We start from the raw sequence: 22,298 nt of genomic DNA on the forward strand, positions 1-22,298 counted from the left end.
TCGTTCACCGGTCAGTTTATGTGTAATAAAGCTCTTCTGTGTTTAAATGCTATTCCAGTAACCTGTTGAAAGACCGGTTCCGCTTATGTACAGCCCGCCGGGAACCCAGTTCGGGCAGTCCTCCATTCCGTTGCTCAGCACATAAAACTTCTGGTTACGCATAGGGCAACCATAGGGTATTGATTTTGAGATACGTTTCATCTCTTTTATTGGATAGCAGATGGACCATACAGATGCTTCCGTGGCACCCCCAAGGCTTACAATCTCAACGTCTTCCGTAATCGCTTCAATTGTTTCAGGGAGTGAAACAGGGACCTTGTCACCGCTTAACAGGACGAGCCTTAACTCGTTCATCGTGTCACTCGTCCCATTCGAAAGATGTTCGACCATCATGGACATCATTGCCGGAACGGAATTCCAGACAGTAGCCCTTTGTCGTTCATCAATTCGAGGCCATTGTGCCACTTCGATGCTTCCGCTGTGCTGACGGAATGACAAGTGCCCCACCGGAGGCAAGTGTCCCGAATATGTCGTATACGGACAGGTCGAAATTCAGCTCTGAAAGGGCAAGCACTTTGTCCTGGGCATCGATTGAAAAACGATCGTTGATATCGAGGATGGTATTGACTGCACCCTTATGGTCAATCATCACGCCCTTGGGCAGCCCGGTCGAACCTGACGTATAAATGACATAGGCAAGGTCATCTTTCGTCTGCACCGGAACAAGGGGCATCCGACGATCCGAGCATCCGCCATGGTCGACAAAGATTCTCGTCGTGCCCTCCGGCCAGTCAATGTCGTTTTCCAGCCACGATTGGGTAAGAACAAAGTGGACGTCCCCGCTATCCAGAATATGACCAAGCCTTTCTTTTGGAACAAACGGATCAACGGGCAGATATGCTGCACCCGAATAGAGCGTACCGAGGACAGCGACCACCTGCTCCCAGCCTTTCTCCATGACAACGGCAACAAGGGTATTGGGCAGCACCCCTTCGCTGCGGAGAATCTGAGCGATCGCCTCGGAGCGCCCCGCCACTTCTTCGTAGCTCATCCGCCGTTCAGGCGTAATCACAGCATCGTCTTGAGGTTGCAGGAGTGCCCGTTGATGAAACAGCGTATGGAGCAGCTCTTCGGACAGGTCCGCACCTGTGGCGTTTACCGTCTTACGCATATACTTTTGCGTCTCGGGAATTACCTGCAGATGTGTTTCGTGCCAGGCATCATCGTCGTCTGCCAATCGGTTGATCAGCTTGCAGTAAGCGCCAAACATATCTTCCAACATCCCGTCCGGGAAAAGACCTTCCACCGCATCCCAATTAAATGTCAGGTCACCGTTCTGCTCAAAAATCTGATGGTCCAGCCAGACCTGCGGCGTCTGGGAAATGCAGTACACCAAATCGATGGGCAACTCGGAGGGAAGGCTGATGGCCGTAGAATCATCTGCTTGCCCGCTGTATGGAAGCACGCTTGTAAAGACAACGGGGTAATGGACACTCGAACTTTCGCCCCGTTGCCTGGCAATCTCCCGCAGCACTTCCACACCGGAGACATGTCTGTATTCCATGTCTTCCCACAGCCTTTCCTGAATAGTGCGGGCCCGCGTTTCAAAGGGAAGACTGCTATCGTTGTTGACCTCCAGTAAGGTCAGCGTTGTAAAGTCCCCAACAATCTCATTGACCTTTTCATGAAGTGGCAGCCGGTTAAACATGGTGAGATTGATCGTAAAATCAGGGGATTTGCTCCAGGCGGCCAAGATTTCTGAAAATGCGGACAAAAGGATACCGGAAGCTGTTAATCCCGATTTGGCTGCATGGTCTTTAAGCCGTTTCCACCTCTCTTTTTCCATCCGTGACTGCAGCCGAATGAACCGCTGGTCTTTTAGATCATCGGGGTTTGTGGCAAGGGGAAGTTCCGGAGCGGGAGGAAGCCCCGGAAGCCGCCTTTTCCAATAGTCCATGGATTGATGATACAGGTCCGTCTCTTTGGTGGCCTCCTGAGCGAGAACATAATCCCGAAACGTAAGTTCCAGGGGGGGCAGATCCACATCAGGGTTTAGGTAGAACTCATAGAGTTCACTGATAAGAATATTGAAACTCCAACCGTCGCCGATAAGAAGGTCAAAGCTGATGTGAAGGCGGGTGATACCTCCGTCAAGAAGGGAGGCCCTGATTTCAAACAAAGGTCCCGTCTCTGAAGGACGAACCTGGTGAGACATCTGAACCCTGACCTCTTGAAGTTTCGCCTGTACGTCATCAGGATCGCCCCCCCTCAAATCCTGAATTTTCATGTCATATGCCGGAACCTGCTCGCGTATTTGCTGTCGGCCATCAGGATGCACAACCGCCCTCAACATCTCGTGGCGATTTACAAGTTTTGCGATGGCCTTATTGAGTTGGTCAATGTCCAAGTCAGCCACCTCAACCTCCGGGTAGACATGGCAGGAAACGTTCCCGAGGCTGAGCCCACCGCTCCTTCCCATCCAGTAGGCATGCTGGATGTCCGTTAAGGGGAAAGGCTCAAATCTCTCATCCGGTTTGTGGATGATTGCCGGATAAACGACATCGTTCAGCTCGCCTGCCTTTGATTCGACAAGCCGTGCCAGAACCATGTCGGTGATTTTACGGATTGTGGGTTTTTTCAAGAAGTCTCTCAGGGAAATATCCACTGAAAAATGTTTCCTGAAGCGGTTCCTGAGCTCGATGACCATCAAAGAGTCCAGGCCCATCTCCAAGAGAGATACATCAGGGTCAAACCGTGTCCCTTTGTCCAGCCACATCACGTCCCTCAGATCAGTGCCGATTTGCTCGGAAACAAGCAATTTTTGCTCTTCGGGTTCAGCATTTCTGAGCTGATCGAGAGCAGGAACACCTGCTAATTGGGAGTCTTCCGGTTCATTGGCAGGTTGTGACGCAACGCGGGACAAAACAGGTGGGACCGTATTATTAAGGTGGTAACGAACGTATGCCTGCCAGTTGACGTTGAATACACCGACCTGGCTGTGGTTCGCCCCAATAAGGGTGTCCAAAAAGCCAAACCCCTGATCCATCGCCAGTGGTGTCATTCCCCCCTTTTTCCAACGTTCCATGTCTGCTGCATCTAAAGAGGCCGCCATTCCAAAACCGGACCACGGTCCCCAGTTGATGCTTAAGGCCGGACGCCCCTCCCCGCGCCTTAACTCCGCGAGTGTATCCATAAACTGGTTTCCAGCTGCGTAGCTCCCCTGCCCTGTGGAGCCAAGCAGCGAGGCCACAGAAGAAAAAAGGACAAAGTGATCCAGCGGCATGTTTTTCGTAAGCAGATGAAGATTCCAGGCGCCCATCACCTTTGGGGCCATTACCGGCGCAAAGCGATCCCATTCAAGCTGATGCAACATCCCGTCATCAAGCACACCCGCCAAGTGAAAAACACCCTTCAGAGGGGGCATGGTTCCCGTCAAATCGGTGAACACCTTTTCCAAAGCAACGCCATCGGCAACATCGGCTTGCGCCACAAAAATATGGGTGCCCTTCCGCTCCATTGCCTGAATGCTCTTTTCTGCCTCGGCCGATGGGGCATGCCGCCCCATGAGGACAAGGTGGCCGGCCCCTTTGGCCGAAAGCCACTGCGCCAGCCCCATGCCAAGGCCCCCCAGTCCCCCGGTGATGAGATAGGTTGCGTCGCCGGAAAAGGTATGCGGGGTAACGCCTGAATCCTTGTCGTCAAGGGGGTGAAGCCGTGCCAGGTACCGCGTGTCTCCTCGGAGGGCAACCATTGTCTCCCCGTCAGAGTGCGTCAGGTCCTGTATAAGCCGTGAGAACTCGAACTGCCCGTTTTCCGGTGACAGATCCACCATTCCCCCGAAAAAATCCGGATGCTCCAACGCAATGACTTTGCCTACCCCCCATACCGAAGACTGCGCAGGATTTATCGGGTGATGACCATGACCGACCCGTTGAACACCGCCGGTGACCAACCATAATTTCGGGGAGTTTCCATGTGAGGAACTGGCAAGGGCCCGGACAAGGGCAAGGGTGGTATGGCATCCGATACTCGCGATACCATCAGATGTGCCGTGGAGAAAGGTATCCGGCATGGGACTGCTGATGCCGCATATATTCACGATCCCGGAAAAGGTTTCCTGACGAAGGAGCTCTGTGAGTAGCTGTTCAAGTTCATCGGGTTGAGTCCATTCAAGGGACAAAGAATCCCGTTCAGCCTCTGTGGCCCCGGTTTCCCGGCAGACAAGGCGGGGCTGAAGCTCCTCGGTTTCAAACGCCTCGCACAGGGAGACGCCGGTGTCATGGCAATCGGCAACAATCAACCATTTGCCGGGATCGATGCTCTGGGTATTTTGCCGGATCCTTTTTTGATCCGAAGGTTGCCATGCCATGGTAAAAAACGGGGCTTTTTCTGGTTTTTCAAAGCCGGATAATAGCGCTTCCCGGGGAGCCTGCTTCAGATGAACGCCCTCAGCCTCGGCGATCAGTTCGTTGTTTTCACTCCATAGCCGGTAGTTTCCAACAATCAGATCTGTTTCCGACACATCCGATTGAAGCTCCATGTGACAATAAAGCCTTCCCGACGGATATCCGTAGTAGGTAAACCTGTCGAACCCCAGGAACATATATGCCGAGTCAGCGTTCAGCCCAAAGCAGGCAAAAAGAAGCTGGGTACACGAGTCGATCAACCCCGGAGGAAGATGACCTTTCTCATACCCCTCCCCGGGACCGGGCAACCGCATTTCAGCCAAAGCCTCGCCGTCTCTTCTCCAGATGTGTTCAAGCCATGTGAAATGGTTTGCCAGTTGAAGCCCTCCGGCCCGGATTTCTCCATAAAGGCTCTCTCCGGAGAGTTGCTGATGACATCGTTTCTTTATCGTGTCAGGAGAGAACACGAGCTCTGACGTGGAGAGGTCTTTAACAGCCTGTGTGCAGTCAACCTCACCTTCCATATGCAGTTTCCAGCGGACGTCGGAGCGGTTCCCGTCCGAAACAGCGCTGAGCAGTTTGAATGATCCCAAACGGTCTCCGCCATCGGTAAATACCACCTGCACACTGACCGTCTCTTCCTCCGGGACATAAAGGGCTTCGCGCACAAACATGTTTTCCAGATGATACGTGCCACGTCCAAACCGTTCTTCCATAATAAACAGGACCATGGATGCCATGGTTGAACCCGACATCACAGCGTGGTTGTAGACCCGGTGATCATTCAAAAAATAGGATTTTGTATTGCATGCATAATGATAAATAGCCTGGTCCAGGCAAATGGGCAGCCGCGTTCCCTTTGAAGGATGAAACTCAGAGGCGTTGGCTTCGAAGGCGTGGAAGGCGGAAGGGGCTTGTCCATCCTCTTTGTACCAACACCTCTGGCGCTGAAACGGATACGTTGGGATGGAGAGCACCGTTTTGTGATGAGCCCGGTCCAGTTGTCCCCAGTTCACAGAGGCCCCCCGGGTATAAAGCCCCCCAAGACCCTCCATCACAGACGGCCAATCCTCGCCTCCTTTTTTGAGGGATGAAGCAAACAACACCTCATCTTTGGGGAGAAACGAGCTGGCCATCCCCGCCAAAACAGGATTGGGGCCTATCTCAAGGTACAAGCGGTGCCCTTCCTCGTAAATCGCCCGAATGCCTGATTCAAACCGAACCGTTGAACGAATGTGGCGACACCAGTACTCTGCAGAACAGACCTCGTCGTCTTTGATTACCTGCCCGGTCACATTGGAAACATATGGGATTTTCGGAGGGGCGTACGAAATGTCTTCTGCCACGTGTCTAAACGCATCCAGGATAGGATCCATGAGTGCAGAGTGAAAGGCATGGGAAACAGGGAGGCCGACACATTGAATGCCTTCGGAGGATAAAAGATCGACGACCTTGTCAACGGCGTCCCCGTCACCGGAGATCACCGTGTTTTCAGGTCCATTGAGAGCGGCAATGGACAATTTGCCCTGAAAAGAAGACATGGCGGATTCGGCATGGCTGTCGCCTGTGAAAAGAACGGCCATTTTGCCGTTCAAGGGCAAGCTCTGAATTAATTTGCCTCGCGTGGCAATGAGCCTCAACCCATCTTCCAGGCTGAAAACCCCGGCAATACATGCTGCCACATACTCTCCGACACTATGTCCCATGACAACCGACGGCTCAACGCCCCACGCTTGGTACATACGGGTCATTGAATATTCCAGGCTAAACAGGAGGGGCTGGGTGTTTGCGGTCTGATTCAGCAGGGCCTCATCCTGTTGTCCATAAAGAAGAGGGATCTGATACGTTGCTTCAAGGATTTCATTGCACCGGTCCATCTCTTTACGAAATACCGGCTGTGACCTGTACAATTCACGGCCCATTCCCACATATTGAGAGCCCTGGCCTGTATATAAAAACACCGGCTTTTCACCGGGCTTGCCTTCTCCTGCATGCATCCCGGGGTAATACGTATTCGTCAAAAACGCTGTCAGGCCGTTTTCCAAATCTTTTGGACTCCTCCCGGGAATTGCCAGCCGCCATGGAAAATCCGAACGACAGGCGTTGGCTGTGTAGCAAAAACTGCCGGCATCGGTCTCAGGGTGGGACGTGAGGTATGTTTGGTATTGGGCGGCCATTTCCCGAAGGGCATTTTCGTCTCTGGCCGAGACCGTCAACACATGGGAGGTGCGTTGGCATTCATCGTTCACGACATCGTCCACCGGTGCTTCTTCAATCACAGCATGGGCATTGACTCCGCCAAAACTGAACCCACTGACCGTTGCAATTCGCTTCTCGTGTCCCGCCCCCCATGGAAGCGTTTGCAGTGGAATGACCGCCGGGATCTCATCAAGGGCAATCAATGGATTGATCGTGTTAAAGTGGAGATGAGGCGGAATTTTCTCGTGCTTGAGGCACAAAAGGACCTTTATGAGCCCAGCGACCCCTGCGGCTTGCTCTAAGTGGCCTATGTTTGTTTTTACGGATCCGATGACAAGAGGGCTCGTTGGGGACCGGTTTTCCCGAAAAATAGAACCAAGGGAGTTCACCTCGATAGGATCGCCAATAGCTGTATTTTCCATGGGTTTCGGCATAACTTACTTGCGATGGCGCCACCCCTGCCTTGCTCAGGTTGTCTCTGATCAAGAGTTCCTGGGCAAATCCGTTGGGGACGGTAAGCCCGTTGCTTTCCCCGTCATGATTGATGTGCGTAGACCGTATCAGCCCGTAAATTTGGTTGCCGTCTTTCACGGCATCAGAGTATCTTTTCAATGCGACGATACCGCACCCCTCAGAGCGAACATATCCATTTGCAGACGAATCAAATGTTTTGCATCGTCCGTCGGGGGCCATGAGCCTTGATTTTGAAAAAATAATCGTCATTTCAGGTGAGAGGATAAGGTTCACCCCCCCCGCCAACGCCAGGTTGCAATCCGAGTTACCGAGGCTTTGGCATGCAAGATGAATGGCAACAAGGGACGATGAGCAGGCCGTGTCAACAGCCATACTGGGCCCACGCAGTCCAAGATAGTATGACAGGCGATTGGCTGCGATGGACGTGGAATTCCCTGTCCCGCTGTACAGATCAAGTCTTGCAGGGTCCTTGAACAGGCGTTTACCGTAGTCGCTGCCACTGATACCAATAAAGACGCCGGTTGCGCTTCCTTTGAGATGAGCCGGTATTTCACCGGCGTCTTCCAATGCTTCCCAACCGACCTCCATAACAAGGCGCTGTTGGGGATCGATTCCCTTGGCTTCCCTTGGGGAAATGCCGAAAAAGGAGGGTTCAAACTGGTCAACATGATCGAGAAAACCGCCCCACCGGGTATTCATTTTTCCAGGGAGCAGCGGATCCGGATCATAAAAGGAATCAATATCCCACCTGTCGGCAGGCACTTCAGAAATGGCATCCCCTGCGTTTTCAAGAAATTCCCAATAGGCCTCAGGAGTATTGCAGCCCCCGGGAAACCGGCAACCTATACCGACAACGGCAATGGGCTCACGGGAAGAGCCAGCGACGTAACGACTCGGGTCAGACAGCGTCTCCGCATAGGATTCCACGGAGCCTTTGCTTGATGTCGCCGTTGCATTGGGTTTCGGCGTCTTGGCAATGTAATGTGCCAATGCATCAATAGTCGGGTAGTCAAAGCCGAGTGTGGGGGCAAGCTTTAAACCTGACCAGTCCCCGAGCTCCTCCACAAGGGTCAACAAGTCTTTCGATTTTAGCCCAATAGATGAAAAGGATGCATGAATATCAATTTCATTGATTTCTCGATCACTCTTTAGCGCTACCTGATTATGCAACCACTCAGAAACGGATTGGATCATTGCAGGAGGGGTGTTCATCTTGTTCTCCATTTTAATCAATGTGTCACAGCATGAAATAAATCTTAGCGTCAGTGCCAATGATCTATTGGACTTTAGTCATTATTGCGGACATGTCCGCAAAAAACCGCTTTTTCTCTTGAACAGGAAAAGCATGGCAGGTGATACGATAATTTATCCCTTCTCCCACTGTTCAAGGGAGACAAACGGCTCTGGAATCAATCAGGAGCCCAACGCGACCTCCCCCTTTTCGGTGGCCCGCACCTTATGAGCGGAGGCTGAAAACCTCAGGGAAACTGCCGTACACCGCCATACGGATGGCAACGTTGAGTCAGATTATTTTTCAGGATTGTCGTTCTTTTAAGGAAGGAGGATATCTCAAATAAATGCACGCACGGCATTCGTTCACCCCTGGACAGAAAGGACGTTGACGGCCCTCACATGGTGAAGAAAATAAAGATATCCATAGACAATAATAGAAAGAAGTGTGTTGTCGCTCTATGGCAGACTTACTTCGCTATGTAGGTTATTACTTTTTTGACCCCAGTTAGGAATAGTCCCTTTCGCAATGGGTGTCAATACTTTTTTTGGGTTTCCAAACTTATTTTAGAACCCCAATATTTTTCGACAAAAATCAAACAAGTTACCACACGCCGTAAGCCATGCCACCAGCATTGAAACGCCCCGGATTCTCGAAGAACATCACAGGAATCGTACATGCGAAAACGTATTGAATCTCCGAGAAACTATCTGTACCACAGTGTCCACCCTTATGTTATCGCCTGTGTAAAATCGTGATGCCATTGAATAGAATCTGTACCTCAAACGCCAACCACCAAAACAAAAAAAATGCCGCAATGATTTACCACGTGAAATAAGAGGTAAGTCGCTGCGGCATTTGCGGGTGTTTCGGCCTGCTTTACGCCTCAGAATCGGACGGTCGCCATGACCCCAAAAGTTTGCGGTTGCCCGACGTTGGCCATGAGCCCGATTGAATTGGTTCGGCCAAAACTGAAATACTCCTCATCAAATAAGTTCGTTCCGTATAGATAGATATCTGCAATTGAGCCTTCGTACCCTATTTTAGCATTGTATATTTCATAGGCGCCCTGACTCACGGTGTTGACATCATCAAAATAATTCTCGCCATAGCCCTGCATGCCTACTCTCGTATAGAACCCTGTGGCATGCCTGTACTGAACAGCCAGGTTCAAGGTGTAGTCTGGGGTACGAACGAGCTTTTTACCCGAGCAGTCAATTCCGGCAGTGTTTGTGTATTGATCGTATTCTGCATCGACCAAGCCAAATGAAGCCATGATGTCAAGACCTTTGACGGGCCTTGCATTGAGCTCGAGCTCAACGCCCTGGGAGTGAGCTTCACCGGCATTGGAGGTAATATAGGTAAGGGGATCAGGCGCATAGTAGACATGCATATCGCTGATATCCATATAGAAAATATTGGCATTGCAAACCAATTTGTTGCGAAACCATGAGGTCTTCACCCCAAGTTCATAATCGATTGAAGACTGCTCTTCGAATTTGGCCTGCTCTTTGATGTTTTCACAGAGGTTGAACCCACCGGCAAGATAGCCCTTGGTAACACTTGCATAGACCATGGCATCCTCCGTTGGTTTCCAGGAGAGAACCCCCTTTGGAAGAAGAGAATCCCAGTTGTCCTGTATGGTGTAGGTTACAAGGGCTGGCTTTGGCGCCCCGGGCGTGCTGAAGGGATCAGCCGCTAAAATCTCACCTGTATCGTTTCGGGTCACCTCGTAGCGATAATCCATGGACTTGTTGACCCTTTCATACCTCAGGCCCGCAGTTAATGCGAGACTGCCCGGAAGAGGAAATGTCATCTGGGTAAAGGCCGCCACGGTATCTTCTTGTGTTTCATCTGCCCAGTTGTATTTTACGTCATAGCCGTACCAGGCCTTGGTATCAAAAAGCATCGCGTTATTTTCATAGTCGAGGATATCACTCGAATAGTAAACACCACCAAGCCATTTAATACCCTCATTCTTGCTCGGTGATTGAAGGCGAAACTCCTGTGAAAAGATGCGATTATCAGAATTGCACAGACTGACGGGTTTCGTCTTGCTGACATAGCACTGGTCCATCCATGCATCCATTTTATCGTAGCTATAGGTCCCAATGGATGTAAAATCGAACGAATCTCCTTCATAGGTAATATTCAACGCGGCATTTGAGGTACTTGGTTCCGATTTATCGTGGGGATTTTTATACGCATGGTATTCAGTCACCCCCGCATTCGCGGCATTTTGTACACCACTGCCATCCCATCTTTGGGACATTCCGGCATGAAGATTAGCCTCCAACCGGTCCGTCAAAAGCCACCTGAAACGAGATCTCAAATTCAAGACTTCCTCGTCATCAAACGTGCCGCCATCGGGATGATCATTTTCCATGAAGCCGTCCGTGGTATAGTATCTTCCCGAAAGTGAGAGCGAAAGCTTATCTTTGATGAGAGGAGTATTCATGAACCCCTTGATACCATACGAGTCGTATTCAGCGGCTTGTGCCGTCACCTCGCCTTCAAACTCATTGCCCGGCTTTTTGGAAATGACGTTTATGACGCCGCCAATGGCGTTTTTTCCGTACAACGTCCCCTGAGAGCCTCGAAGCACCTCGACTCTCTCCACATTTGTCATGTCGACCGCATAATTGGAGTAATGATCCTGAGCAATACCGTCAATAAAAATGACCACGGGATTCTTCCCCGTAAACTGGCTGATGCTTATCCCCCTGAAATTGATCTCGTTATAGCCCTGCATGGAAGACCCGAAATACATATTCGGTACAAACCCTACAAGATCCCCCACGTCCTCGATGTCGGAATCGTCCAGATCTATTTTCGAAAAGGCGGAAATTGCCGACGGAACGTCTTGAATGTTTTCCTCCCGCTTGTCTGCCGTGACTGTCATTGATTCAAGCCCATGCGCATCATCCTTTTCGGCGTAACACAGACCCGGTAGAACAAAGAGTGGAACAGCTGCGAACAAAACCGCACAAAAAACCCATCTACATTTCATCATGTCTCATACGTCCCCATCCAAATACTACAATTCTGTTACAATGATAAATCGTTATCACTCCATTTACAGAGCCCTTGCCCCGATAGATGACACAACGAAGCTCCTTTTGATTTTTAACGTGATTTCCAAGACGTGAAACATCCGAGATGTGCTAACGTGGAAGAGGGTCTTCGGCCTAATTCAAATGGTGGATGATACGTGGAAAAAACGAACATCCGAGAGAAAATCTGAATAATCGCCAAGCAGAAAAAGGAAAAGCCGAATATCCAAAAGCCTGCAAAAAAAAACGAGCATGACTTAAAATCAGGCCATGGACGGGCTTGGTAGTACCAAGCTTACAGCACCGCTCGATTCCGTCTGACAAAGACCCCCGGGTTGACACCGAAAATGGTGCGATAGGCCCTGATAAAATGACTGACGTTGGCGTAACCTACATCGTAGGCGGCTTCACTGACGTTTTTCGCCCCCGCTTCCAGCCACGTCCGGGCCACTTCCATCTTGTAACGCCTCAGGTAGTCAAAAATCGTCGTACCGTAAACGGTACGAAAATTTGCTTTGAGCTTTGTTTCGTTGATGCCCGTTTGCCTTGCCAAAAGTGCGATGGTGGGAGGCTCTTTCAAGTCGGCGACCAGACAGTCACGTGCTTCATGAATTCGATCGATATCCCGCCGGGTAAGCCCCTTTTCTGAGCCGCAAGGGGAGGATGAAAGGGCGCTTGTCTGAAGTGAAAGAAGCTCCAGGGCCTTGCTTTCGAAAAAAAGATCCCGGCACCCCCCGGTAAAGGGGCAGGTGAGAAGCTGGTGGCAAGCCAACTGAATGGACGGAGAGAGAGTCTCTTTCAAGACAAACTTGTCTTTGATCTCTCCTTCTGAGGTGAGCCTGAAGCGATCCGGAAAGTCCGCAACGGCATCCCCCACCAGTGCATGAAAAAGAATGGGATCGACCTGAAGCCCCACAATGCACATCTCGGACGTACAGACAGAAGTACACCGCCCCGAAATGTCAGGGGCGTAGCGCGCGGACATGGTTTTGCCCTCATTCCAGAACACCGATGGGGAAGGCCCCAACCCCACGATATCGCATTGCCCTGAACCGCTAAGCCAGTAATCAAACTCAATGGGAGCACCGGCAATTTCAAAGTCCATCACCATGCGCCAGCTCCCGCAAAACCGGCCCACCGTGACGGTAAGTCCCTGGCGAATGGGGATCACTTTATAGAAAGAGGTATCTTCCGGCAGACCCGATAGGGAGCTGACGCCTTCTCCATAGGGCTCGGTCTCGGAGGTCTTTCGATAGTCACTGGAAAAAAAAGTTTGAACGTTGTCTGTGGTCTCCTGCTGAATGTCCCGACTCATCGCGATTCTCTTTTTTAAGATACTGCCACACGTGCAGCGATCGTCAACGTGTTGTCATACGACTCGGACTCCGGCCCAGTGATGGCAAAATCAAAAAAGCCTGCCTTGGAGAGTGCCTCGGTGAGGCATTTCTCTGAGATCACATGGGTGGGGTACCCCCCCAAACGCGACATGTACTCCATAACCAGCTGGCCCTTAAGAGCTTCTCCTTTGACTTCCAAGGACATGTGACGGGAAACAATCACACCGCCCGGGTTCAACGCAGCACGAACCCGTTTCAGAAAATCGACGAGGCGGTTATCCAGGCTCCACGAATAGAGATAGTTGGAGACAAACACCAGGTCATATCCCGTCCCGAAATCACCACCGGCCTCAAGATCGACCCCCCTCGCCTCAATCCGATCCCCGTACCCCTCGGTGGCAATATATGGGGCAGCCAACGCCGCCACCTCCGGCAGGTCACACACAACGGCTGAAAGAAGCGGGTTGCGGTCCAGGATTCCCATGGAATAATAACCGTAACTCCCCGCAATATCGCACATCCTCCGCATAGAGGAAAATTCGGGTAAAGAGGCAATAAACGTCACTGCGCTTTGGATGCTTCCCCCCCTTCCACTCTGGAGCATGGTCTCCACCATCTCAGCATTGGCCCAGCTCTTCTCATCCCGGGGAGGGGCTCCCTGGGTCATGATCTTTTCAGCTTTTCCCAAAAGATTGGAAACATGTCCCATGGACGTCAGCACCCGCCCCTGGAAGGCCGAAGAAGAGGAGACAAAAAAAGTTTGCGAAACCGGGGTCAAGGCGTATCCCGACTTTTCCTTGATTAAATAGCCACTTTCATTGAGAACACCCAGAAGGGCCATGGTCATCTCTTCATCGGTTCCCAATGCAACGAAAAGTCCCTCCGCGTCCATGGGCCCATCGGCAAGAGCATCAAACACCCCAAGATCCACAGCCAGCCGAATAATCTGAGGAATGTAAGAAGTAAACAGCATGTTGCCAGTTTCTCTAAAATCTACATTAAGCTTTGGGGCAATCATGGAACATTCCTTTACAAGAAACGAGAAGATATAATCTTTCACTTCCACGCATGCTATTCAAACACCGAATGGCATGTCAAGTTATTTTTGGGGATACTAACTTTTAGAGGCAGCCCTACTTCCGCCATCTCCCTCTTTGACTCAAAACGCTTCAACCTGAAACAGATACAACCGTTTCAACAAGGTGAACAAATAAACCGGGAGGGCGGACAGGCTGAAGTCTAACAGCTCCCGGAATACCTCGAAAAACGGAAGGCATGCTCCATCCTATCTCCCCCCCCGTGGCAGAGCGCTTGGCCCGGTTAGCTCATGAAAACCAAACGGCAACCCACCGTTTGCGGGTAAATGTTTCGACCCGGCGAGGCGAAAGCAGTCACCTTACCTGACGCTTGGAAGAAGGCCAGGCAACCGGGAGCGCCCATGGCTTGAGCAGGATCGAACTCGCCTCGTGGGCTACCCGAAACGCCACCGTCAGCCTGCCAGCCCAAGCCGCCTCTTGGCCCCAAACTTCCACCCTTTGGTCTGCTGCTGCTCATTCCAGAGCGTCGCATACAGGCCGTCCCCATCCAGAAGGTCGTCATGGGTCCCCTGCTCGATGATCCGTCCTTTGTCGAGGACAAGAATCTGATCGGCATGCACAATGGTGCTCAGGCGATGAGCGATCACAACAAGGGTCTTTGACTTGACAAGATCGCCAATGGCCTGTTGCAGGTGCATCTCATTTTCCGGGTCAAGGGACGCGGTGGCTTCATCCAGAAGAACAATGGGTGCATCCTTTAAGATCGCCCGAGCGATGGATATCTTCGTCTTTCCCCCCGGAGAGACAGTGTCCCCTCCCACCATGGAGTCGTATCCATCCTCAAGCCGCTCAATGAATTCATGGCACCGGGCCACCTTGGCAGCGGCCATAACCTCTTCCCGGGTAGCGTCCTTTTTGCCCACACGAATATTGTTGAAAATCGTATCCTGAAAGAGGTAGACATCCTGAAAAACCATGCTGATCATGTTGTGGAGGTCGTCGGTTTTCATCTCCCTGACATCCACGCCGCCGATGGAGACGCAGCCGGAGTCAACATCCCAGAAACGGGAGACAAGGCTCGTCATCGTGGTTTTTCCGCCCCCGGAAGGTCCTACCAGGGCCGTGATGCTCTGTTCTGGAAAGGTGGCATGGATGCCCGAAAGCACCTCGGTGCCATCGTAACCGAAGCTCACGTTGGAAAAAGCGATGTCATGGTTGTCCGGAACCTTCCCTGAGACCGGTTCGGGAAGGGGGGGAGTGTCCAAAACGTCGGTAACCCGAGATGCGGCAAGACTCATGTAGCGCATCTCCGAGACAAACAGCCCGAAGTTACTCAAGGGCTCAAAAAATTTATACCCCATGACGAGAAATATCATCAAAATGGGGATGGTGATGCTCCCATGCACGTAAAGATGCATCCCCAAAAAGCAAAAGACCGACAAATCCAAGTTCCAGGACGGTCAGAAAAACCATAACCGGGCCTGCTGCCGCGGCCTCCAACCTGATGCTGTCGGATTTGAATTTCGCAAGCACGTCGTCAAGGCGATGGAATCTTGAGCCGGTAAGGTTGAAGGCCTTTAAGACCTTGATGCCTTGGAGGTACTCCAACAGGCGAGAGCTGACACGGTTGCGGGTAAGGATATGTTCCCGCCCAAACCAGGCGATGATTTTCTGTCCCGCTATCAAGGCCGGGACCGCCAGGATCACCGCCGCCACCATAAAGGATGCCATCCTGGCATCGGCAACAAAAAAAACCAGCGCCATGATCCCCGGAATGATGAGACAAGCCAGGGCATCGACAAAAAGGTGGCTGAAGACCTGCTCTACCTTCGCCATGTCCTGAAGGAGAAGGGCAGTGATGTCGCCGGGGTCCCTTTTTTTGAAAAAACCCATGGAGAGCTTTCTCAAGTGATCGCCAAGCCTCAGGCGTGCCTCGGCAGCAAGGGTATAGCTCGTCTTATATGATTTGGTGTGGGCCTTCATGGCAAGACGTATATTGAAAACGAGAATCACCGCCATTATTCCGAACAACCAGGCGATACGAACAAAGTTAATCTCGGCCCGAGGTTTCAACAGCTCCATGAGCACGACAAAAAGAAAACCGTATGGCGCACCGTTCAGCATCATGTGAAGGGTATTTATCCACGTGGCCGCATAAATAGGACGCATGTTCCCCGCAATGACCTTAAGGGACTTCAACATGACTCACCTCCATTAATAGAAAAACTCCAGTATTTAGCCGCTGTGTGGGCATCCCACATGCCACGGTACAGCCCCCCTTGTTCCACCAGGGTTTCGTGGGGACCTCTCTCGGCCACACCGCCGTCATCGATGACCAAGATGGTATCCGCATCTGTGATGGTGGAAAGGCGGTGCGCAATGACAATCACGGTCCGACCTGTCATGACCTCGGAAAATGCAGCCTGGATCTTCGATTCATTTTCCGCATCAGCATAGGCTGTGGCCTCGTCCAGAATGACGATGGGGGCGTTTTTCAAGAAAATACGGGCCAGTGAAAGCCGCTGTCTCTCCCCACCGCTGAGGTGAACCTCTCCGCCCTCCCCGATGCGGGTGTACAGGCCTTTGGGAAGCGCATTGATAAAGTCCATGCACTGGGCCGCTTCCGCAGCCTTTAACACCTCACCTTCCGTCACGCCTTCCATGCCCATGCGGATATTTTCATAGACCGTATCGCTGAACATGAACGCATCCTGGAACACGAACCCAAAAAGATTCATCAGGCGCTCATGGGGAATCTCACGTATATCGACACCTCCCACTAGAATCTCTCCACCCTGCACGTCCCACATGCGCAAGAGGAGCTGGGCGATGGTACTTTTCCCGGCCCCGCTGGAACCCACCAACGCTGTGACCGACCCCTCTTCAACAAAAAATGACGTATTCCGGAGCACCAGTCGCTCGTCGTATCCGAAGGAGACATTCCGAAACTCAATGGAATGCCGTTCCGGTAACACAGGTGTTGAAGCGTCTTTAATTCCGGGTTGTTTAAGAATCGCATCCAGCCGCGAGACCCCCTCCACGATGCGGCTCATGGTGCCACCCATGAGGGCCACCTTTAATAGGGGCAACATGTACCCCGACCCCAGCATCAAAAAAAGGAGCAGTGCGGAAAGAGAGAGGCTCCCCTTCATATAAAACCAGATGCCGGCCGGCAGGATAAAAAAGAGAGACGAGGTGGTGATAACAGTAAACGCAGCCCAGGGTGGCGCAGCCTTTTCCGTCCACAGGTTCACGAAATCCCGGTACGCATACACAGACGCCTTCAGCCTTGAAAAGGAGTTCACACTCTGGTTGAACACCTTCACAACCGGCATGCCCCGAACATACTCGACCATGTTCCCGTTCATGGCTTCCAGGGAATCGTGGTAGTTTTTCATCAGCTCATCCCGGTCTCCGCTCCCAAAGGCGAAGTACTGAAGGCACAGGGCCAGGGGCAAGGGGATCAGTGCCACCAGGGCCATTCGCCAGTCCACGGCAAAAAGACAGGCCACCGTTACAACAGGAAGTACAACCCCGCTGGCCAGGTCGGGCACATGATGGGCGATGAACTGCTCAATCTCCTCCACGTCTTCCATGAGTATTTTTTTGATCTCACCACTGCGTGTCTCGCTGAAATAGCCCATGTGAAGCGTTCCCAAATGGCGCGCAAGGGCTGCACGCAATCCGTAGAGGATATTGAACGCCGCCACGTGGGAAAACATGGTGGAAGCGAGCAAAAGAAAAAAACGCCCCAACACCCCGGCCACCGCCCACAATGCCAGACGGGTGACATACGGATAGTCCTGAGGACCGAAGGTGGGGTCCAGCAGCTTGATGATGCTTAAATAAATGGTGATGTATGGAACCATCGCACACAGCGAGCTGAGACCCGCCAGCAGGACGGATACGATCAGGTGCCACTTTTTCTGGCCGGCAATGGCCAAGAGCCTGCCGAATCCCGCCCGGTTTTTAGCGTTCATAACCATTTCTCCCAAATAATGACGAGTGAATCTGAGGGCCCCAGCCGAGCTGCACACACAACCCCAGACAAAATTTAGCGGGGCAATACAAAATAGTAGATGGCCAAATTATTTAGGCTCAGCGTAATTGCTTGTCAACTCAAAGGGAAGATCTCCCCGTTTCGGGGTACAAATACATCGCCACGGAGCATCCAAACCGCCAATGCTCTGCTATCAACATGCAAAAAAGGCCCCCTGAAAGATCACAGGGGGCCTTGCTGTCATGACGGCCCAAACAGAGCTTAACCCGGATTGTTGAAAAAACCGCCCAGGCCGAGCCAATGTCTTGATGCCTTGAATAGGGGTGCACTCGGCTCGTGAAATATCCCGGCTAAGACGGATTTAAGTCCCTTGCCACAGGAACAACGGTAACCCTTCCTTTTTCTTTACCGACCAACGCCCTCACCCCATACACTGCCGACAGATTTTTCCGTGTCAAAACGCGTTCAGGTTCGCCCTGGACGTAAACCCGCCCCCCCTTCATCATCGCAATGGAGTCAGCATACCTGGCGGCAAGGTTCAAATCATGCATCACCATGAAGACCGAAAGCCCCTTTTCCCGAGCATAAAAAGACACCGTATCCATCAGGTCCAGCTGGTGGGCGATATCAAGGGCCGACGTGGGTTCGTCCAGGAGCATGCACTCAGGTTGCTGGGCAAGGGCTCTGGCCACCATGACCCGCTGTTGCTGTCCTCCGGACAATCGTTGAAAAGGCCTCATGGCAATCTCTTCAAGCCCCATCTGAATCAGGGTATCAATGACAATATCCATATCTTTTGCGCTGCTTTTCCATGAAACATGGGGCCTTCGCCCCATGAGAACCAGATCAAACACCGACATGGGAAATGCCAGGTGGAACCGCTGGGGCACATACCCGATACGCCGCGCAATGTCGCTTCGCGTCATGTTCCGTGGGTCACGCCCGCCCAAAAGTACCGTCCCTCCCGAAGGGGTCACAAGGGCCTCGATGCATTTTACAAGGGTGCTCTTTCCGCTTCCGTTGGGCCCCACCACACAGGTGACCTGCGACGGTTGCGCCACCATATCCACCCCATTGAGCACCTTCCGCCGTCCATAGGAAAACGTGAGGTTTTCTATCTCTATCTTCATGTTGCCCCTCCCCGCTCCCTGCGAATCAGAAAGATCAAAAGCGGCACCCCGAGAAAAGCCGTCACCGCCCCCACAGGCAGGATCACCGGCGACAGGGCGGCCCGACCAGGTATCAGATGCCAGTCAGAAGATAGCCACCAGGGCAGACGCCGGAACAAGAAACCGGACATCGCTTCCGATGACAAGACGCACCATATGGGGGGCCACGAGCCCGACAAACCCGATGGTCCCGGTAAAACTCACCACCCCGGCCACAAGCAGGGAACAGACCACCATGGAGAAAGCCCGGGTAAACGCCACCGGAACCCCCAGGCTCATGGCAGCATCGTCCCCGGCATTCATGATATTGAGATCCCTGCTTCGCCAGAAGAGCAGCACCAGCCCGGTGCACACCAGGGGGAATAGCACGGTCAACTTCCCCCAATCCGACCGACCCAGGTTTCCCACGCTCCAGAACACAGAGGCCTTTACCGCGTCGGAATCTCCGAAGTACTGAACGATGGTGGTCAGTGCCTGGAAAAAGAAGAGAAGGGCCAAGCCGGTGAGCACCATGGATTCCGGGGTGGCCGAACCACCGCCGGACAACACCATGATGAGACCGGAAGCCATGAGGGCAAAAAGAAAAGCGTTGCCGATAACCATGTAAGGCCCCCCGAGGACCCCCACCCCAAAGATAAGGGCCAGGGAAGCGCCGAACCCTGCAGCCGATGCAATGCCCAGCATGTACGGATCGGCCAGGGGGTTCCTCAGCACCACCTGCATCACGGCACCGGAGCCCCCCAGTGCCATCCCCGCCAACAGCCCCATAAAAATACGGGGAAGCCTCAGTTGCCAGACGATGAGGTCAACCTGGGAAGAGACGCCCCCGGCCCCTGCCGCCAACACCCCGGACAGGCTCCGGAACACATCGCCGGGGGAGAGGGACACACATCCCGAGGCAACAGAAAAAAGGACCATCAGGCACAACACGGGAACAGCGGCCACGATAAACATTTTTTTCCGCCCCCTGTGCACCAGGTACGCATTGTTGATACAGGCACGCTCCATTCGGGCGGCCATGGTTTTATCCACGTGAGACCTCCTCCATCGGGGTTCCACACACCATCGGCATGAAACCCCAGAAAAAAATTCAGGTTTAACGGTTCAAATCGAAAAACGCTTCCGGCGGCCCTGTCGAAAGCCGATCAGAACCTGCAGGCCACTTTGACGCCCACTTCCCGCGGGGGGCTGTACACATTGTAGAACCCGCCAAAATACCCGATGGCGTTGTACTCCTCGTCAAACAGGTTGTCGGCGTAGACATAGATATCCAGGTGATCCGTTTCGTACCCTACCTTGGCGTTAACCACGCCGTAGGCATCGCGTTTGTAGACGTTCTTCTTGTCCAGGTACATCTCCCCTGTGCCCACATAAGACAGGTTGGTGAAGATACCGACGGGGTGACGGTACAATCCATTAAGGCTGTAAGTGTAATCGGGGGCGTAGGGGTTCTTGTTGCCGTCGTAATCGCCTTCCGCATCGCTGTAGTCTTTGAAGGCGGTGCGGTTGTAGCCAAAGGTGCCGGATAGGGTCAGGCCGGTGGTCACCCGCCCGGTGACCTCCACCTCGGCACCTGTGGAGTAGGCCTCGGCCGCGTTCTCTGTATAGTTTTCCCCAGGACCGCCAGAATCAACACGCACCTGCATGTCGCTGATATCCATGTAATACACCGATGCGTTCACCCTGAGCCGGTTTCCCAGCCATTGATTCTTCGTGCCGATCTCATAGGAAATAAGGGACTCTTCATCGTAGGTTTCAGGGTCCGTAGCGCCTGCATGGTCGTTGAACCCGCCTTTTCGATACCCCTTGGACGCCCCGGCATACACCATCATCTCAGGGGTTGCCGCGTACTTGAAGCTGAGCTTCGGGGAGATCTCGGACCAGGATTCATCGATTTCACGGGACCGTATTGAGTCGTCGAACTCTCCTTCGGCCCAGTCGTAACGCACGCCGGTCACCACGGAAAGTTTGTCCGTGAGTGATTTTTCGCCGTGAACAAACAGCCCCAGGCCTTTGCCCGAGGTGTTGTGATTTTCCTCCACCTTACCGTCCACCAAATTGATATCGGTAAAATCGTTGTCATCCATGTCGGCGTACACCCCGGTCACCACGCTGGCCCCCTCGCCTTTCCAGGAAAACTTCAGCTCTTCGGATACATTCCGCAGGGTATTGTCCATCTCCTTATGCATGACGGCATAGGGGGTAAAGTCCCAGTCGTTCTGGTAGTGGCTGCGATACCGCCTCCGGGTTGTGACGGACTCAATCTTGCAATGTTCACCCATATCCCAGGCCACCTTCAGGGCCTGCATGTTGGACTCGCTCTTGTTCCATCCCTGGAGGTCGGAATCAACCTCACGTTCCTTAGGGGTCAGCCCTAACATGTTGATACTTTCCGGTCCCAGTGCCAGTCCCTGTGCTCCGTCGTCATGCTTGAGCCCGCTGGCAATCAGCGAAATATCCAGAGTAGAACTCGGCGTCCACCGAAGAATGGCCTTGCCGTAATCGTAGTCCCGGTTGTTGCCCATCTTCCCGGTGTTGGTGTTTTTGATGTAGCCGTCCTTTTCGTAGTGAAGGGCGGACAGGCTGAAAGCGAGCACGTCTTTTTTTATCGGGCTGCTCAGGCTCGCCGTGAGCCTCAGCTTGTCGTCCTCCCCCGCCTCGAGGCTTGCCTTTCCCCTAACCTCATTGTCCGGCTGGCGGGTAATGACGTTGATGGCACCGGCTTCGGTGCCTCCCCCGTAGAGTGTCCCCTGGGGCCCGCGGAGCACCTCAACCCGTTCGATATCCAAAAGCTGGTCATTGAACCCCGTGGCCGTAAGAATGGGAACACCGTCCACAAAGAGCCCCACAGGAGACGTTCCACTGGACTCCTGATGTATCCCTCGGATAGAAGGGGTCGAAAGACCCACGATTCCGGTGTCGAAGTTTATAAAGTTGGGTGTAAAATCCGCCACATCCGATATGGAGTGAATACGCCTGTCTTCAATCTCCATACCGGTTAAAGCCGTGACGCTCACCGGGACCTTCTGGAGATCCTCTTCCTGTTTTTCCGCCGTGACGGTCAGGTTTTCCAGAGAGAGCGGTTCTTCCGCTCCGGCCGTGCCGATAAACAAAAGTAAAAAAACAAAAAAACAGATAAACGAATACGCATAACAATTCCTCTTTTCTGTCAGGAGCCGCCCGACACGGGAATTTCGTTATTCCATGGATGGTCGGCGACGGTTCATAAAAAGCGGCTGCTGTGTTGTTAACGCGCTTAAGGCCCATGGAGACGATGACACAACACACCCTTGCACGCTTGGGAGTTTACCGACCATACACCAGGTGAGAGTCATTGCTTTTTGCATATTCACTAATAAATTTAGCCCTACCGAGATTTGCATCTAACCTCG

The 22,298-nt window shown here is 52.6% G+C and carries 11 protein-coding genes and 2 pseudogenes; all 13 read right to left on the reverse strand.

Going from position 1 to position 22,298, the window contains the following annotated elements; genetic code table 11:
- Positions 1–42: 42 nt before the first annotated feature.
- Entirely contained in the window at positions 43–402 is a 360-nt protein-coding gene (locus ACOYW2_RS16665; protein WP_482767246.1) for an AMP-binding protein, read from the reverse strand.
- Positions 403–442: 40 nt separating this feature from the next.
- Positions 443–6,808, reverse strand: a complete 6,366-nt coding sequence (locus ACOYW2_RS16670) for an SDR family NAD(P)-dependent oxidoreductase (protein ID WP_482771044.1) — start codon at positions 6,806–6,808, stop codon at positions 443–445.
- Between the two features lie 75 nt (positions 6,809–6,883).
- Positions 6,884–7,039 (reverse strand): annotated as a pseudogene (locus tag ACOYW2_RS16675) (hypothetical protein); the annotation flags it as partial.
- Positions 7,035–8,303, reverse strand: a pseudogene (locus ACOYW2_RS16680) (acyl carrier protein); the annotation flags it as partial. The pseudogenes ACOYW2_RS16675 and ACOYW2_RS16680, both read right to left, overlap by 5 nt.
- A gap of 893 nt (positions 8,304–9,196) precedes the next feature.
- A complete protein-coding gene (locus tag ACOYW2_RS16685) occupies positions 9,197–11,323 on the reverse strand; it encodes a TonB-dependent receptor (RefSeq protein ID WP_482419162.1) in 2,127 nt (708 codons plus the stop codon).
- 335 nt (positions 11,324–11,658) lie between these two features.
- Entirely contained in the window at positions 11,659–12,678 is a 1,020-nt protein-coding gene (locus ACOYW2_RS16690; protein WP_482419163.1) for a helix-turn-helix domain-containing protein, read from the reverse strand.
- A gap of 14 nt (positions 12,679–12,692) precedes the next feature.
- Positions 12,693–13,766 carry a methyltransferase family protein gene (locus ACOYW2_RS16695; RefSeq protein WP_482767247.1) on the reverse strand — a complete coding sequence of 358 codons (1,074 nt, stop codon included), beginning with the start codon at positions 13,764–13,766 and terminating at the stop codon, positions 12,693–12,695.
- Between the two features lie 423 nt (positions 13,767–14,189).
- Positions 14,190–15,098, reverse strand: coding sequence for an ABC transporter ATP-binding protein (locus tag ACOYW2_RS16700; RefSeq protein ID WP_482767248.1), 909 nt, complete (start codon positions 15,096–15,098; stop codon positions 14,190–14,192).
- Positions 15,088–15,939, reverse strand: a complete 852-nt coding sequence (locus tag ACOYW2_RS16705; protein WP_482767249.1) for an ABC transporter transmembrane domain-containing protein — start codon at positions 15,937–15,939, stop codon at positions 15,088–15,090. The genes ACOYW2_RS16700 and ACOYW2_RS16705 overlap by 11 nt, the downstream gene beginning before the upstream one ends.
- The gene (locus ACOYW2_RS16710; protein WP_482767250.1) at positions 15,933–17,717 is read right to left on the reverse strand and encodes an ABC transporter ATP-binding protein; all 1,785 of its coding nucleotides are present in this window, start codon (positions 17,715–17,717) and stop codon (positions 15,933–15,935) included. Before ACOYW2_RS16710 ends, ACOYW2_RS16705 begins: the two co-directional genes overlap by 7 nt.
- 370 nt (positions 17,718–18,087) lie before the next feature.
- Positions 18,088–18,867, reverse strand: a complete 780-nt coding sequence (locus ACOYW2_RS16715) for an ABC transporter ATP-binding protein (RefSeq protein ID WP_482767251.1) — start codon at positions 18,865–18,867, stop codon at positions 18,088–18,090.
- A gap of 123 nt (positions 18,868–18,990) precedes the next feature.
- Positions 18,991–19,938 (reverse strand): FecCD family ABC transporter permease, encoded by a 948-nt coding sequence (locus ACOYW2_RS16720; protein WP_482767252.1) that lies wholly within the window; start codon positions 19,936–19,938, stop codon positions 18,991–18,993.
- A gap of 113 nt (positions 19,939–20,051) precedes the next feature.
- On the reverse strand, positions 20,052–22,019 hold the full coding sequence (locus tag ACOYW2_RS16725; protein ID WP_482767253.1) for a TonB-dependent receptor: 1,968 nt from the start codon (positions 22,017–22,019) through the stop codon (positions 20,052–20,054).
- Between the last annotated feature and the right edge of the window lie 279 nt (positions 22,020–22,298).

The organism is Desulfoluna sp. CLI2B (assembly GCF_056847375.1).